The organism is Streptomyces sp. NPDC040610 (assembly GCF_055594065.1).
Genome location: NZ_JBVIXA010000005.1, coordinates 465,212 through 481,110 on the forward strand (window position 1 = coordinate 465,212; position 15,899 = coordinate 481,110).

Here is a 15,899-nt window from a genome sequence, read left to right on the forward strand (position 1 = left end):
TCCGATGGTGACCTTCGCGCAGGCGCAGGAGCGCGCCGAGGAATGGATCAACGGTGATGTGCCCGGGCCCGGCCACCGCGAGGTGCGGGTGCGGGAGTTCGAGCTGGGCTTCGTGGTGTGGGCGGAGGACCGCGAGGGCGGTCCCCGCTCGGACGGCGGCCACCAGCGGCTCGTGATCGCCCGGGACAGCGGCGAGGCGACTCTGTGGCCGGGTCTGCCGGTGGGCGAGGTGATCCGTCGCTACGAGGAGGAGTACGGCGTGCCGGAGGCGGCGCCCGAACCGGCTCCCGAGCCGCCGCAGCGGATGGATCTGAATCAGACGTCGTTCTTGTTGAGCCCCCCGGAGTGGCTCCAGGAGGCGGCGGACAAGCTGGGGATCCCGGACCGGCGATCCGGTGGGGACACGGGCGGGGGTGCCCAGGGTGGTGCTGGGGCCGGTGCCGGTGATTCCGCCGGTGCTGGTGCCGGTACGGGGGTTGGCGCTGGTACGGGTGCCGGGGTCGGCGCCGGTGCGGGGGCTGCCGGGCAGTCGGTGGGCGAGCCGCTTCCGACCATGGCCGGGCCGGGTCCGGCGGCCGCGCCCGAGGTTCCGGCCGCGCAGGTCGCCCCCGGTGTGCCCGACGGCGGTACGCCGTGGCCGTCGGCCGGGGCGCCGGGTGGCGCGTCGGGCGCGGGCGCCGGTGATGGTGCGGCGGTGCCCGGTGTGCCCGCGTCGGCGACGCCGTGGGCCGGTACGGACACGAACACCGACGCCGACGACGTGGCGGTGCCGCTGCCCGCCACGGTGTTCTCGCCGCCGCTGACGTTCGACGGCGGCGACGCCGACGAGGAGCAGCCGCCCGCGGCGTCCCCCGAGGCCAAGACCGCGCTGATGTCCGGCGGCAGCCAGCTTCCGAGGACGGCCATCGCGCCCGCCCTCGACGAGCCGGTGCCGGGTGCGCCGGGTGCGGGGCCGAACCTGCCGCCGCCGCCCGCGGGTGCCGCGGTGACGGGTCCCGACCTGCCGCCGCCGCCCGCCGGGTACGCGCCCGCCGGTTCCACGCCGCCGCCCGCCGGGTCGCCGGTCGGTGGCCCCGACTTGCCGCCGCCTCCGGCCGGTTCGGCGGTCGGTGGCCCCAACCTGCCGCCGCCTCCCGCTGGTTCGGGGGCGGGCGCTCCGTCCCCGTACGGGTATCCGCAAGGGCCGGACGCGTCCGGCGCGGGTGCCCCCGGTGCTCCTGCCGCTCCCGCCGGGAGCACGCCGCCTCCGGGCGCGCAGCCCGCTCCTGGTGCTCCCGCTCCGGGGGCCACGCCGCCGCCCGCGGCCGGTGCTCCGGGTGCGCCTGCGGGTGGATACGTACCGACGCAGCTGATGTCGCCGCTCGGGCCGGACGGGCAGACTCCCGGTGCGCCGGGGGCTCCTGGGGCTCCGGGTGCGCCTGCCGCGCCTGCGGCGCCCGGTGCGCCCGGTGCTCCGCAGCCTCCTGGTGCGCCGGGTGCTCCGGGTACGCCTCCTGGTGGGGTGCATCACGCGGCGACGATGTTGGCCGATCCGAGCCTGGGCGGTGGCCTGAAGCCGCCGGGTGCTCCCGGCGCGCCCGGCGCCCCGCAGCCTCCCGGCCCGCCCGGTGCCCCTGGTGCGCCCGGCGCACCCGGTGCGCCACAAGCCCCCGGCGCCCCCGGCGGCGGCGTCCACCACGCCGCCACCATGCTCGCGGGCCCGGCCGTCGGCGGCCCCGCCGCACCCATGCCGCCCGGCGCTCCCGGCGCACCCGGAATGCCCGGCGCCCCCGGCGCACCCCTGCCTCCCGGCGTGCCCGGTGGCCCGGGTGCACCCGGCATGCCCCCGCCCGCCCAGGGCATGGCCCCCGCCCAGGGCATGCCCCCCGGCCAGCCGTACGGCTACCCCCAGCCGCCGACCGGTCAGCCCACCGTCGGCCCCGGCTACCAGGCCGTGCTGCGCTATCGCGCGCCCGACGGGTCCGAGCAGCAGGTCATCCGGCGTTCCGCGCCCGGGACGCCGCACCCGGAGTGGCAGATCTTCCACGAGCTGCGCTCCATGAACATCCCGCCGGACCAGGTCCTCGAACTCCACACCGAGCTGGAGTCCTGTGATCTGCCGGGCGCGTACTGCGCGCGGATGATCAGGGAGACCTGGCCGCAGGCGCGCATCGCCTCGATCGCGCCGTACGGCAAGGACCATGCCTCGCGCCAGCAGGGCATGCACCAACTGCTCGCGCACCAGGGCGAGCTGCACCAGGTCGCGGACGGCCCGGCGCGCCCCGCGCCGGTGCGCGCGCCGTTGCCGCAGGTGCCGCCCGCGCCCGCGGTGCCGCCGGAGGGGGTGGCCCAGGAACTGGCCGGGGCGTTCGGTCCCGGCGTCTTCCGGTTCGACCAGCGGGCGGTGTCCCGCCAGGGCGTGCCGGACGTGGTCGCGCACACGCTCGTCGTGGCCGGGCTCCCGGTCGACTTCGGGCCGTTCTTCTGGGCGCAGGCCCAGCCGGGGCGGCCGGTGCCGACGCTGGCCGAGATGGCGCAGGAGCGGGGGGTGCAGCCCGCGTCGGACGCCGGTTCGTACCTCGTCATGGGCAGCGACTTCGGGCGGGCGATCTGCGTCCAGTACGGCACCGCGAACATCGTGGCCGTGCCCGTCGAGGCGGGTCCCGGCGGCGCCCCCGTGCCGCCGCAGTTCGTGAACACGGGCCTGCCCGAGTTCACCCGCTGCCTCGGGCTCCTCGGCCGCATGTGGCGGCTGCGCTACGGGCTCAACCAGGAGCAGGCGGGCCGCTGGACCGTCGATTTCCAGACCCAGCTCGCCGCGCTCGACCCGGCCGCGCTCGCCTCGCCGGAGAGCTGGTGGTCGGTGCTCCTCGAGCAGATGTGGGACGGACTCCTGTAACCCGTACGAGGCACGGGGAAACAGCTGAACGAGGCGTCCGACCTGGGGATCAGGCCGGGCGCCTCGCTCGTGCGCGCTCGCGTACGCGGGTGGCTCGACGGGCTCGCTCAGAGCTTCGTCGTACTGCGGAACGACAACCCGATTCCGACTTCTGACCCCAATTGACGCATCCTTGACCGGATGGGATGGGCGGAGTGTCGCGTTATGACCACTTCCGCTTGATCCATCAAGATGTGCGCCAATCGCGTTGTACGCGGTCGGCGCGACGGCGAGAGTCTGTGTGGGCGAAAGAGGGGATCAAGGATGAGCGGCAGCGGTGTGTCGGTATCACCTCATGGCTTCGTCGCCGTGCGCGGGCGCGGCTACCGTCCCGGACAGGTGGACGTCTACGCCGACGCCCTGTCCCGGGACCGCGACGCGGCGTGGGAGCGGGCCGCCCGCCTCACCGTCCTCGCGAAGGAGATGGACGCGGAGGCCGCGCGCATGCGCGAGGTCGTCGCGCGGCTCGCTCCGCAGACGTACGAGACGCTGGGGCAGCGCGCGCAGTACCTCCTCGCGCTGACCGAGGAGGAGGCCGCGGCCGTGCGGGACGCGGCGGCGGCCGCGGCGCGCGAGAAGGAGGAGGCCACCGCCGCGGGCGCGGCGGCGCTCGCCGGGGCCGCGCGGGCGTACGCCGACTCGGTGTGCGGCGAGGCGGAGGAGCGGGCCCGGCAGCGGCTGCTCGCGGACGGCGCCGCCGCCGACGAGCTGCGGGTCGCCGCCCGTACGGACGTGAAGCAGTGGCGCGGCGAGGCGCTGGCCGCGCTGCGGGACATGCGGCAGCGCACCAGCGGGCTCCTCGCCGACCTGGAGAAGGAGCACGCCGAACGCTGGGAGGCCGCCGAGCGGGAGATCGCCGAGCGGGAGGCCGAGGCCGAGGCGCGCGAGGCGTCCCTCCTCGCCGCCGCCGAGGCCCGCCTCGCCGAGGCCGAACGGGCCAGGGCCCAGGCCGAGGAGGCCGCGCGGCACGGGCAGGAGGACGCGGAGGCGCGCGCCGCGGATGTGCTCGCGCGGGCGCGGATGCGGCAGGAGCGGGTCGGGCGGGAGACGGAGCGGATCCTGCGGGAGCACGGGGAGCGGTGGGACGAGGTGCGGGCGCACATGGACCATGTCCGGAGCAGTCTCTCCGCGCTCACCGGGCGGGGCGCCCAGGAGGACGGGGCTCGACCCGGTGGGCCCGGGACGGTTCCCGGGCCGAACCCGGGCTCCGGCTCCGGCTCCGGCTCCTGAGTCTGTCTGGCTGTCACCGTTCGGCCGCCCCTCGCCCGGCTCGCCGGAACCCCGTCGAGCCGCCCGCACCCCGCGCCCCCGCCAGGATGAACGGCTCCACCGCCTCGTACCGGGCCCGCTGCTCCCGTTGGACCGGCGGGCGGGACGTGATCGTGCCCAGCCAGCCGAGGAGGAAGCCGAGGGGGATGGAGGCGATGCCGGGGGTGGTGAAGGGGAACCAGTTGAAGTCGTGGGTGGGGAAGGCGGCGTTGGGGGAGCCGGAGACCAGGTTGGTGCCGGTCATGAGGACGGCGCAGCCGAGAGTGCCGCCGATGAGGGTCCACAGGAGGCCCGCCCGGGTGAAGCGGCGCCAGAACAGGGTGTAGATCAGCGCGGGGGCGAGCACGGACGCGCCCAGGCAGAACGACAGGGTCACCAGGGGCTGGAGGCTGCGGTCCTGGATGAGGACGGCGAGGGTGATCGCGAGGGCGCCCACGGCGAGCGCGCAGCCGCGGGCGAGCGTCATCTCCTTGCGGGGCGGCAGATCGCGGCGGCAGGCCGCGAACACGTCGTGCGCAAGAGAGTTGGCGCAGGCCAGGATCATCCCGGCCACCGACGCGAGCAGCGTCAGGAAGATGGCGGTGGCGACCGTGGTGAAGAGGAGGGTCTCGGCGCCGGACGCGTCCGCGCCGAACACCGCGCGCGTGCCCAGGAGATACGCCGTGTTGCCCTGCGCGTCGTGCGCCGACACCGCGGCCCGCCCGAGCATCGCCGTCGTACCGAATCCGATCACCGTGATGACGAGGACGAAGAGGGCGACCGACGACACCGCCCAGGACAGCGAACGCCGTATCTCGGGGGCGCTGCGGGCCGTGTACATGCGCATGGTGATGTGCGGCAGGCATGCCCCGCCGAGGACCACCGTCAGCTCGGAGCTGATCATGTCCAGGCGCGGTGCCGGGCCGCCGTCGAACTGCAGCCCCGACCGGAGGTAGGCGGGGCCGAGTTCGCTGCCCCGCTGGGCGGCGGCGAGGAGCGCTCCGGGGTCCCAGTCGAAGCGCCGCAGGATCAGTGCGGCGACCACCGTCCCGGACCCGAGCAGGATCACGATCTTGAGGATCTGGATGAGGGCGGTGCCCTTCATGCCCCCGATCGCCGCGTAGCTGATCATCAGCGCCCCGAGCGCGATCACGCACCCGGTCTTCAGGCCGGGGCTGGAGAACCCCAGGATGAACGCCAGGAGATCGCCCGCGCCCGCCAGTTGGACCAGCATGAGGGGGAGCAGCGCGGCCAGCGTCGCCGCGCACGCGGTCACGCGCACCACCCGGCCCGGCATCCGGCGTGCCAGGACGTCCCCCATCGTGAACTTGCCCGCGTTCCTGAGCGGTTCGGCGAGCAGGAACATCAGCAGCATCAGCGACAGTGACGTACTGAGGGCGAGGACCACGCCGTCGTAGCCGAGCAGCGCGATGACGCCGGTCGTGCCGAGCGCGGACGCGGCGGAGATGTAGTCGCCCGCGATGGCCAGGCCGTTGCGCAGCGGCGTGAGGCCGCCGTACCCGGTGTAGAACTCGCCGAGCCCGTCGCGGTCGGGGCCCGTCATCACGCACAGCAGCAGAGTCAGCGTGACGGTGGCCGTGAACGCCACCAGGGTCATGCTCTGGGTCGCGTCAGCGGCGATGTTCACGGTTCGCCTCCAGTTCCGCCAGCTTGCGCAGGCGCGCGGCGAGCTGGTCGAGGCGTCGTCGCGCCGTGAACTCGTACAGCGCTATGGCGAGGCACATCACCGGCAGTTGTACGAGGCCGAGGAGCAGGCCCGTCGTCAGGCCGCCGGAGACCTCGCTGTTCATCAGTGAGGGCGCGCAGCCGGAGAGGATCAGGAAGAGCGTGAAGTAGCCGAGCGCGGTGAGCGTGGCGACGCGGCGCTGTCTGCGGTAGGCGGTGCGCAGGACCCGCAGGTCGCGGTGGTTGCCGAGGGCGGGGTGGCGGGGTGCCGCGCGGGGTGGTGGTGGCGCGGGCGGCGGGGGGACGGGCTGCCAGGGGTAGGTGGCGTAGGAGGGGGACGAGGTGTGGGGGAGATGAGGGGGGTGATGCGGGTGGTGGGGATGGTGCGCGTGGTGCGGGTGGTGGGGGGACGCTTCGTGCGGAGGGTGGGTCATCCCGGTTCTCCTCTCCAAGCGCGGCTTCGGTCCGGTGCGGACCGCGAGGGAGCGAGGGCCGAGAACGCTACTTGCTGGTAGAGGGGGCGCGCGGGGTTTTCGCCGTACTGGTCAGTCGGTATGGGTTTCGTCGAGCGGCGAATGGGTCAACCTGGGCTTTTGGGACGGTAGTTGAGTGTCAGGGGCACGCGGTTCGTCGGGTGTGCGGGGCGTGTCCCCCGTGCCCTGCGCCCCCTGCGCCGCCGGTGCTCCCGGCCCCTCGGGCGCGCCGGAGTCCGCCGGTGCCTCCTGGATCACGGGGAACCGGCGCGGCGCCACGAGGAGCAGCACGAGCAGGCACACCACCGCCGCGCACGCCGCGCCCACGTACACGGCGTCGACGGCCGCGTCCACCGCGCGCCGCAGCCGGTCCGCGTCCGCCACCGAGTCCGGGTCGTCCAGGGCCTTCGCCACCGCGTCGAGGGAGCCCGCGCCGCCGAGCTTCGCGCTGAGCACCCCGTTGGCGACCGCGCCGAACAGCGCGGCACCGACGGTCTGGCCGATCTGGCGGCAGAACAGCACCGAGGCGGTGGTCGTGCCGCGCTCCGCCCAGCCGACGGTCGACTGGACGCCGACGATCAGGGGGAGCTGGAAGAGGCCGAGCGCCGCGCCGAGCAGCAGCATCAGCAGGGCGGGCTGCCAGGCCGAGCCGGGGTAGGGCAGCAGGGGGAAGGCGAACAGGACGCAGGCCGCGGCGCCGATGCCGAGCATCGCCGTGTTGCGGAAGCCGATGCGCCGGTAGACGTGCTGGCTGAGCGCCGCCGACACCGGCCAGCTCAGGGTCATCACGGAGAGCACGAACCCGGCTGCCATGGGCGCGAGTTGCAGCACCGACTGGGCGTACGTCGGCAGGAAGACCGTGGGCGCCACCATCACCAGGCCGAGCGAGCCGAGCGCCAGGTTCACGGCGGCGATGGGGCGCCGCCGCCACACCCAGCCGGGTATGACGGGGTCGGCCGCGCGCCGCTCGATGACGACGACCGCGGCGACACACAGCAGGCCCGCGGCGAACAGCGCGAGCGACGGCGCCGACAGCCACGCCCAGGCGACCCCGCCCTGCACGAGCGCGGTCAGCAGGACGCCCCCGGCGGCGAAGACGGCGAGCGCGCCAGGCCAGTCGATACGCTTCCCCACCTCGCCGCGCGGCCCGGCCGCCGCGGTCGTACGGGCGGGCTCGTGCAGATGGCGCACGATCAGCCAGAGCGCGACGGCGCCGACCGGCAGATTGATCAGGAAGATCCAGCGCCAGTCCGTGTACGCCGTGACGAGGCCGCCGACCGCGGGGCCCGCGACCGCCGAAGTGGCCCACACCGTCGACAGCTTGGCCTGTATCTTCGGGCGCTCCTTGAGCGGGTACAGGTCGGCGGCGAGGGTCTGGACGGTGCCCTGGAGGGCGCCGCCGCCGAGGCCCTGGACGACGCGGAAGGCGATCAGGGCGCCCATGTTCCAGGCCAGCGCGCACAGCGCCGAGCCGAGCAGGAACAGGACGCTGCCGACGATCAGGACGGGCTTGCGGCCGAAGGTGTCGGAGAGCTTGCCGTACACCGGCAGGGTGACCGTGGCGGCCAGCAGATAGCCGGAGAACAGCCAGGAGAAGACGGAGAAGCCGCCGAGCGTGCCGACGATCTGCGGGACGGCCGTGGAGACGATGGTGGCGTCCAGCGCGGCCAGCGCCATGACGAGCATGAGCGCGGCGACGACGGCCCCGCGCTTGTCGGTACCCGGCTCGGTACGCGGCTCGGTACGCGGCTCGGTACTCGGCTCGGTACTCGGCATCCCAAGATTCCTTCCCCCTGCACCTATTGCCTCGGGTCACTTTCTCACCGGCGGGGCCCTCGGGGGAGGGTGGAGGGACTCTCGGCTGGTAGGGCGGGATCTCGGTCGGCGGAAGGGTGGAGCGACCCTGAGAACCGCTCCACCGCCGGGTGGAGAACCCCTAGGGGGACCTCCGTACTACGGACAGGGAGACGTTGGTACCGGCGGAGGACGAACGGCTCTGACCTGGTCCTTAGATTGGCTTTATGCCGCGGGGCACGGAGCACGGGCCCGCGGCACTGAGACGAACCTCAGCTTCGGGGGTGGGGTTTTCCCCAGGAAAAGACTGCGCTGCGCACCAGGGCGCCGGACACCCCCCGCGGACCAGACTGATCAGTGTGAGCGAGCGGCATGTGATCGGGCTCATCTCTTCACCCACATAGGAGACTTACCGTGACAACGGCTGTGACCACTCCCAGGCACGGGGGTACTGGAGGGCGTACGGCCGTGGCGGCTCGGGCACGCCAGGTCGTCAAGGCGTACGGCACCGGCGAGACCCGGGTCGTCGCCCTCGACCACATCGACGTGGACATCGCCCGCGGGCAGTTCACCGCGATCATGGGCCCGTCCGGGTCCGGCAAGTCCACGCTGATGCACTGCCTCGCGGGCCTCGACACCGTCTCCTCCGGGCAGATCTATCTGGACGAGACCGAGATCACCGGCCTGAAGGACAAGAAGCTCACGCAGCTGCGCAGGGACCGGATCGGCTTCATCTTCCAGGCGTTCAACCTGCTGCCGACGCTCAACGCCATCGAGAACATCACGCTCCCGATGGACATAGCGGGCCGCAAGCCCGACCGCGGCTGGCTGGACCAGGTCGTCGAGACCGTCGGCCTCGCCGGGCGCCTCAAGCACCGCCCGACGGAGCTGTCCGGCGGCCAGCAGCAGCGCGTCGCCGTGGCCCGCGCCCTGGCGTCCCGCCCGGAGATCATCTTCGGCGACGAGCCGACCGGAAACCTGGACTCCCGCGCCGGCGCCGAGGTCCTCGGCTTCCTGCGCCGCTCGGTGACCGAGCTGGGCCAGACCATCGTGATGGTCACCCACGACCCGGTGGCGGCTTCGTACGCGGACCGGGTGCTGTATCTCGCCGACGGCCGCATCGTCGACGAGATGTACAACCCCACCGCGGACCAGGTCCTGGACCGCATGAAGCACTTCGACGCCCGGGGGCGCACGTCATGACCGTCCTCAAGACCTCCATGCGCAACTTCCTCGCGCACAAGGGACGCATGGCGCTCTCCGCGATCGCCGTGGTCCTCTCGGTGGCCTTCGTGTGCGGCACGCTCGTCTTCTCGGACACGATGTCCACCACCTTCGACAAGCTCTTCGCGGCGACGGCGTCCGACGTCACCGTCCAGCCCAAGGGCGCAGGCGACGCCGGTGACGACGGGCCGAAGACGGGCAAGCCCGAGTCGCTGCCCGCCGCCGCCATCGCCCAGGTGAAGAAGGCCGACGGCGTGAAGTCCGTCGAGGGCGCCATCACCAGCGACAGCGTCACGGTCGCCGACTCCGACAACAAGAACATGGGCCCGTCCTCCGGCGCCCCCACCCTCGCGGGCAACTGGACGAAGAACGACCTGCGTTCCATGGAGATCACCTCCGGGCACGCCCCGCGCGGACCCACCGAGGTGATGGTCGACGCCGACACCGCCGACAAGCACGGCCTCAAGATCGGCGAGGAGCTGCGCACCATCACCGCCGCCGGTGACTTCAAGGCGAAGATCTCCGGCATCGCCACCTTCAAGGTGACCAACCCCGGCGCGGCCGTCTTCTACTTCGACACCGCGACCGCCCAGCGCGAACTGCTCGGCGCCACCGGCCGGTTCACCCACCTGAGCGTCACCGCCGCGAGCGGCTTCAGCGACCAGCAGGTGAAGGAGAACGTCACCAGGACGCTGGCCGGGGACGCCTCGGCGTACAAGGTCAAGACGCAGAAGGAGAGCGCCGACGACAACCGCAAGTCCGTCAGCGGCTTCCTGGACGTCATGAAGTACGCGATGCTCGGCTTCGCCGGAATCGCCTTCCTCGTCGGCATCTTCCTGATCATCAACACCTTCTCGATGCTGGTCGCCCAGCGCACCCGCGAGATCGGCCTGATGCGGGCCATCGGCTCCAGCCGCAAGCAGGTCAACCGCTCGGTCCTGGTCGAGGCGCTGCTCCTCGGTGTCATCGGCTCCGTCCTCGGCGTCGGCGCGGGCATCGGCCTCGCGATCGGCCTGATGAAGCTGATGTCCGGCGTGGGCATGGAGCTGTCCACGAAGGACCTCACCATCGCCTGGACGACCCCCGTGGCGGGCATGGCGCTCGGCATCATCGTCACCGTCCTCGCCGCGTATCTCCCGGCACGCCGGGCCGGCAAGGTCTCCCCGATGGCCGCGCTGCGCGAAGTGGGCACGCCCGCCGACGGCAAGTCCAGCGCCCTGCGCGCCCTGATCGGCCTGGTCCTCACCGGCGCCGGAGGCTTCGGTCTCTACACCGCGGGGCAGGCGGACAAGGCCAGCGAGGGCTCCCTGTTCCTGGGCGGCGGCGTCGTCCTCACCCTCATCGGCTTCGTGGTCATCGGCCCGGTCCTCGCCTCCTTCGTGGTCCGCGTCATCAGCGCGGTGATCCTGCGGATGTTCGGCCCCGTCGGCCGCATGGCCGAGCGGAACGCGCTGCGCAACCCGCGCCGCACGGGTGCCACGGGCGCCGCCCTGATGATCGGCCTCGCCCTGGTGGCCTGCCTCTCCGTGGTCGGCTCCTCGATGGTCGCCTCGGCCACCGACGAGCTGGACAAGTCGGTGGGCGCGGACTTCATCATCCAGGCCGATTCGCAGAGCCTCACGGCCAAGGCCGAGCAGAAGCTGAAGAAGACTCCGTACATCGCGCACTTCACCCGCAACAAGGAGATCAAGGCCGACCTCACCCTGCCCGACGGCAAGACCAGCAAGGGCGCGGAGCTCAGCGCCGCCGACCCGACGTACGCCAAGGACCTGCGCCGCGACACCGTCGCCGGTGAGCAGTCGGCCGCCTACGGCAGGAACGCGATGTCGGTGGGCGAGGACTTCGCCAAGAAGCACCACCTGAAGGTCGGCGACGAGCTGAAGGTCGCCTTCGACCACGGCCGCACCGCCGAGCTGAAGCTCGCCGCGATCACGTCGGAGGACGGGTCGTTCGACAAGGGCGCGATGTACGTGAACATCGCGACGGTCGAGCGCTATGTGCCCGCCGACCGGATGCCGCAGACCGAGATCGCCTTCGCCAAGGCGGCCGAGGGCAAGCAGGACCAGGCGTACAAGGCGCTGAAGGACGCCCTGGCGGCCTACCCGCAGTACAAGGTCCAGGACCAGACCGACTTCAAGCAGAGCCTGAAGGACCAGGTCGGCCAGATGCTGAACATGGTCTACGGCCTCCTCGGCCTCGCGATCATCGTCGCCATCCTGGGCGTGGTGAACACCCTCGCCCTCTCGGTGGTCGAGCGGACCCGGGAGATCGGCCTGATGCGGGCCATCGGCCTCTCCCGCCGCCAGCTGCGCCGCATGATCCGTCTGGAGTCGGTGGTCATCGCCCTCTTCGGCGCCCTCCTCGGCCTCGGCCTGGGCATGGGCTGGGGCGCCACGGCCCAGAAGCTGCTCGCCCTGGAGGGCCTGAAGGTCCTGGAGATCCCCTGGCCGACGATCGTCACGGTCTTCATCGGCTCGGCCTTCGTGGGACTGTTCGCCGCGCTGATCCCCGCCTTCCGGGCGGGCCGGATGAACGTCCTGAACGCGATCGCCACGGATTAGCCACCGCGACGGGGGAACGGGGGAGGGCCGGGGTCAGGGGAATGTTCCCCTGACCCCGGCCCTTGCGTTGCCCGGACCCTGGTCAGCCTGTCCGGCGTTCGGGAAGGGGCGGGATCAAGGAGCCCCCGGCAGGGCCCCGCCACCCCGCGCCAGAAGGTGAGCGCCGCCCGGCCGTCGTACCCTGGACACCCCCGGCCCGTGCGACGAGTCGGGCTGTTCGCGTTGTCCGCATCGTTCTCTGCCCCCGCTCTACGCCCCGGACTGGATGCCCCTTCATGAGCCTGCACGGACTGCTGGACGTCGTCGTCGAGGACGCGGCCCTCACCGAAGCGGTGAAGGCCGCGGCCGACGGCAACCGGCACCACATCGACCTCGTCGGTCCCCCGGCCGCCCGCCCCTTCGCCGTGGCGGCCCTCGCGCGGGAGGCCCGCCGCACGGTCCTCGCGGTGACGGCCACGGGCCGCGAGGCCGAGGACCTGGCCGCGGCGCTGCGGACGGTGCTGCCGCCGGAGGGGGTCGTGGAGTACCCGTCGTGGGAGACGCTGCCGCACGAGCGGCTCTCCCCCCGCTCGGACACCGTCGGCCGCCGCCTCGCGGTCCTGCGCCGCCTCGCGCACCCGCGCCTGGACGACGCCGCCGACCCGGAGACGGGCCCGGTGTCGGTGGTCGTGGCGCCGGTGCGCTCCGTGCTGCAACCGCAGGTCAAGGGCCTCGGCGACCTGGAGCCGGTGGCGCTGCGCACGGGTGAGTCGGCGGACCTGAACGAGACGGTCGAGGCCCTGGCCGCGGCGGCGTACGCGCGCGTGGAACTGGTGGAGAAGCGCGGCGAGTTCGCTGTACGAGGAGGCATCCTCGACGTCTTCCCGCCCACCGAGGAGCACCCCTTGCGGGTGGAGTTCTGGGGCGACGACGTCGAGGAGATCCGTTACTTCAAGGTCGCCGACCAGCGCTCCCTGGAGATCGCCGAGCACGGCCTGTGGGCGCCGCCGTGCCGCGAGCTGCTGCTCACCGAGGAGGTCAGGGGAAGGGCCGCCGCGCTGGCGGAGCAGCACCCGGAGCTGGGCGAGCTGCTCGGCAAGATCGCCGAGGGCATCGCGGTCGAGGGCATGGAGTCCCTGGCCCCGGTCCTGGTGGACGACATGGAGCTGCTGCTCGACGTGCTGCCGAAGGGCTCGATGGCGCTGGTCTGCGACCCGGAGCGGGTGCGCACGCGCGCGGCGGACCTGGTGGCGACGAGCCAGGAGTTCCTGCAGGCCAGCTGGGCGGCGACGGCCGGCGGCGGCCAGGCCCCGATCGACGTGGGCGCGGCCTCGCTGTGGGGCATCGCGGACGTCCGGGACCGGGCCCGTGAGCTGGGCATGATGTGGTGGTCGGTGAGCCCGTTCGCCGCCGACGAGACGCCCGAGCCGGAGGACCTGGCGGACGCCGACACCCTGAAGCTCGGCATGCACGCCCCGGAGACGTACCGCGGGGACACCGCGAAGGCCCTCGCCGACACCAAGGGCTGGATCGCCGACGGCTGGCGCACGGTGTACGTCACGGAGGGCCACGGCCCGGCCGCCCGCACCGCCGAGGTCCTGGGCGGTGAGGGCATCGCGGCCCGCCTCGACGCCGACCTCACCGAGCTGACCCCGTCCGTGGTGCACGTGGCGTGCGGCTCCATCGACTACGGCTTCGTGGACCCGGCACTGAAGCTCGCCGTCCTCACGGAGACCGACCTCACCGGCCAGAAGGCGGCGGGCAAGGACGGGCAGCGCATGCCCGCCCGGCGCCGCAAGACCATCGACCCGCTGACCCTCGAACCGGGCGACTACATCGTCCACGAGCAGCACGGCGTCGGCCGCTACATCGAGATGGTGCAGCGCACGGTCCAGGGCGCGACCCGTGAGTACCTGGTCGTGGAGTACGCCCCCGCCAAGCGCGGCCAGCCCGGCGACCGGCTCTACATCCCCACCGACCAGCTGGAGCAGATCACCAAGTACGTGGGCGGCGAGGCCCCGACCCTGCACCGGCTCGGCGGCGCCGACTGGACGAAGACCAAGGCGCGCGCGAAGAAGGCGGTCAAGGAGATCGCCGCGGATCTGATCAAGCTGTACTCGGCGCGGATGGCGGCTCCCGGCCACACCTTCGGCCCGGACACGCCCTGGCAGCGCGAGCTGGAGGACGCCTTCCCGTACGCGGAGACGCCCGACCAGCTCACCACCATCGCCGAGGTCAAGGAGGACATGGAGAAGTCGGTCCCGATGGACCGCCTGATCTGCGGCGACGTGGGGTACGGCAAGACGGAGATCGCGGTCCGCGCGGCCTTCAAGGCGGTCCAGGACGGCAAGCAGGTCGCCGTCCTCGTGCCCACGACGCTCCTCGTCCAGCAGCACTTCGGCACGTTCTCCGAGCGCTACTCGCAGTTCCCGGTGAACGTCCGGGCGCTCAGCCGCTTCCAGACGGACACCGAGTCCAAGGCGACCCTGGAGGGGCTGCGGGACGGCTCGGTGGACATCGTCATCGGCACCCACCGCCTGTTCTCCTCCGAGACCAAGTTCAAGGACCTGGGCCTGGTCATCGTCGACGAGGAGCAGCGGTTCGGCGTCGAGCACAAGGAGCAGCTCAAGAAGCTGCGCGCGAACGTCGACGTCCTGACGATGTCGGCGACCCCCATCCCCCGTACGCTCGAAATGGCCGTGACCGGCATCCGCGAGATGTCGACGATCACGACCCCGCCGGAGGAGCGGCACCCGGTCCTGACCTTCGTCGGGCCGTACGAGGAGAAGCAGATCGGCGCCGCGATCCGCAGGGAACTCCTGCGCGAGGGCCAGGTCTTCTACATCCACAACCGCGTCGAGTCCATCGACCGGGCGGCGGCCAGGCTGCGCGACATCGTGCCCGAGGCGCGCATCGCGACCGCTCATGGCCAGATGTCCGAACAGGCCCTGGAGCAGGTCGTCGTGGACTTCTGGGAGAAGAAGTTCGACGTGCTCGTCTCGACGACGATCGTCGAGTCCGGCATCGACATCTCCAACGCCAACACCCTCATCGTGGAGCGCGGCGACAACTTCGGCCTGAGCCAGCTGCACCAGCTGCGCGGCCGCGTCGGCCGTGGCCGCGAGCGCGGCTACGCGTACTTCCTGTACCCGCCGGAGAAGCCGCTGACCGAGACCGCCCACGAGCGCCTCGCGACGATCGCCCAGCACACGGAGATGGGCGCGGGCATGTACGTGGCGATGAAGGACCTGGAGATCCGCGGCGCCGGAAACCTCCTCGGCGGCGAGCAGTCCGGCCACATCGCGGGCGTCGGCTTCGACCTCTACGTCCGCATGGTCGGCGAGGCCGTCGCCGACTACCGCGCGTCGCTTGAGGGCGGGGTGGAGGAGGAGCCGCCCCTGGAGGTCAAGATCGAGCTGCCGGTCGACGCGCACGTCCCGCACGACTACGCCCCCGGCGAGCGCCTGCGCCTCCAGGCGTACCGCTCGATCGCCTCCGCCAACACGGAGGCGGACATCAAGGCGGTGCGCGAGGAACTCACCGACCGCTACGGCAAGTTGCCGGAGCCGGTGGAGAACCTCCTCCTGGTGGCGGGCCTGCGCATGCTGGCGCGGGCGTGCGGGGTCGGCGAGATCGTCCTGCAGGGCACCAACATCCGCTTCGCGCCCGTGGAGCTGGCCGAGTCCCAGGAGCTGCGCCTCAAGCGCCTCTACCCCGGCACGGTCATCAAGCCCGCCACCCACCAGGTCCTGGTGCCGCGCCCGAAGACCGCGAAGGTCGGCGGCAAGCCGCTGGTCGGGCGCGAACTCCTTGCCTGGGTCGGGGAGTTCCTGACGTCCGTACTGGGATAGGGCCTGGGGCAGGCCCTGGGATGGGGCGCGCGGCCCGGGGGAGGGGCGGGGGGGGGGGGGGGGGGGGGGGGGGGGAGGGGGGGGGGGGGGGCGGGGGGGGGGGGGGGAGGAGGGCGAAGCGCTAGGACAGGGACGCGGCCGGGAGGGGGGGGGACGTACCGGACGT

At 72.8% G+C, this 15,899-nt stretch carries 8 protein-coding genes; 5 read left to right on the forward strand and 3 right to left on the reverse strand.

The features are described 5' to 3' along the window. Positions 1–4: 4 nt before the first annotated feature. On the forward strand, positions 5–2,878 hold the full coding sequence (locus tag ACZ6AA_RS20840; protein WP_471459360.1) for an SUKH-4 family immunity protein: 2,874 nt from the start codon (positions 5–7) through the stop codon (positions 2,876–2,878). 303 nt (positions 2,879–3,181) lie between these two features. Next, on the forward strand, positions 3,182–4,147 hold the full coding sequence (locus ACZ6AA_RS20845) for a cellulose-binding protein (protein ID WP_471459362.1): 966 nt from the start codon (positions 3,182–3,184) through the stop codon (positions 4,145–4,147). 13 nt (positions 4,148–4,160) lie between these two features. Here ACZ6AA_RS20845 and ACZ6AA_RS20850 read toward each other — a convergent pair whose 3' ends face one another. The 3 genes from ACZ6AA_RS20850 to ACZ6AA_RS20860 all read right to left on the reverse strand — a co-directional run bounded on the left by ACZ6AA_RS20850 (position 4,161) and on the right by ACZ6AA_RS20860 (position 8,100). After that, positions 4,161–5,783 carry a sodium/solute symporter gene (locus ACZ6AA_RS20850; protein WP_471459456.1) on the reverse strand — a complete coding sequence of 541 codons (1,623 nt, stop codon included), beginning with the start codon at positions 5,781–5,783 and terminating at the stop codon, positions 4,161–4,163. 13 nt (positions 5,784–5,796) lie between these two features. Then, the gene (locus tag ACZ6AA_RS20855; protein WP_468459885.1) at positions 5,797–6,285 is read right to left on the reverse strand and encodes a DUF485 domain-containing protein; all 489 of its coding nucleotides are present in this window, start codon (positions 6,283–6,285) and stop codon (positions 5,797–5,799) included. Positions 6,286–6,396: 111 nt separating this feature from the next. After that, entirely contained in the window at positions 6,397–8,100 is a 1,704-nt protein-coding gene (locus ACZ6AA_RS20860) for an MFS transporter (protein WP_471459364.1), read from the reverse strand. 432 nt (positions 8,101–8,532) lie between these two features. Here ACZ6AA_RS20860 and ACZ6AA_RS20865 point away from each other — a divergent pair, with 432 nt between their 5' ends. From ACZ6AA_RS20865 to mfd, 3 genes are all read left to right on the forward strand, one after another. Further along, the gene (locus ACZ6AA_RS20865) at positions 8,533–9,321 is read left to right on the forward strand and encodes an ABC transporter ATP-binding protein (protein ID WP_030360651.1); all 789 of its coding nucleotides are present in this window, start codon (positions 8,533–8,535) and stop codon (positions 9,319–9,321) included. Further along, positions 9,318–11,903 carry an ABC transporter permease gene (locus ACZ6AA_RS20870; RefSeq protein ID WP_471459366.1) on the forward strand — a complete coding sequence of 862 codons (2,586 nt, stop codon included), beginning with the start codon at positions 9,318–9,320 and terminating at the stop codon, positions 11,901–11,903. Before ACZ6AA_RS20865 ends, ACZ6AA_RS20870 begins: the two co-directional genes overlap by 4 nt. Positions 11,904–12,178: 275 nt before the next feature. After that, a complete protein-coding gene (gene mfd / locus ACZ6AA_RS20875; RefSeq protein WP_468482522.1) occupies positions 12,179–15,733 on the forward strand; it encodes a transcription-repair coupling factor in 3,555 nt (1,184 codons plus the stop codon). The last annotated feature ends 166 nt before the right edge of the window (positions 15,734–15,899 follow it).

Coding starts and splice junctions, on each gene's coding strand:
- ACZ6AA_RS20840 (WP_471459360.1), top strand. CDS start 5: ATGGTGACCTTCGCGCAGGCGCAGGAGCGCGCCGAGGAATGGATCAAC.
- ACZ6AA_RS20845 (WP_471459362.1), top strand. CDS start 3,182: ATGAGCGGCAGCGGTGTGTCGGTATCACCTCATGGCTTCGTCGCCGTG.
- ACZ6AA_RS20850 (WP_471459456.1), bottom strand. CDS start 5,783: ATGACCCTGGTGGCGTTCACGGCCACCGTCACGCTGACTCTGCTGCTG.
- ACZ6AA_RS20855 (WP_468459885.1), bottom strand. CDS start 6,285: ATGACCCACCCTCCGCACGAAGCGTCCCCCCACCACCCGCACCACGCG.
- ACZ6AA_RS20860 (WP_471459364.1), bottom strand. CDS start 8,100: ATGCCGAGTACCGAGCCGAGTACCGAGCCGCGTACCGAGCCGCGTACC.
- ACZ6AA_RS20870 (WP_471459366.1), top strand. CDS start 9,318: ATGACCGTCCTCAAGACCTCCATGCGCAACTTCCTCGCGCACAAGGGA.
- mfd (WP_468482522.1), top strand. CDS start 12,179: ATGAGCCTGCACGGACTGCTGGACGTCGTCGTCGAGGACGCGGCCCTC.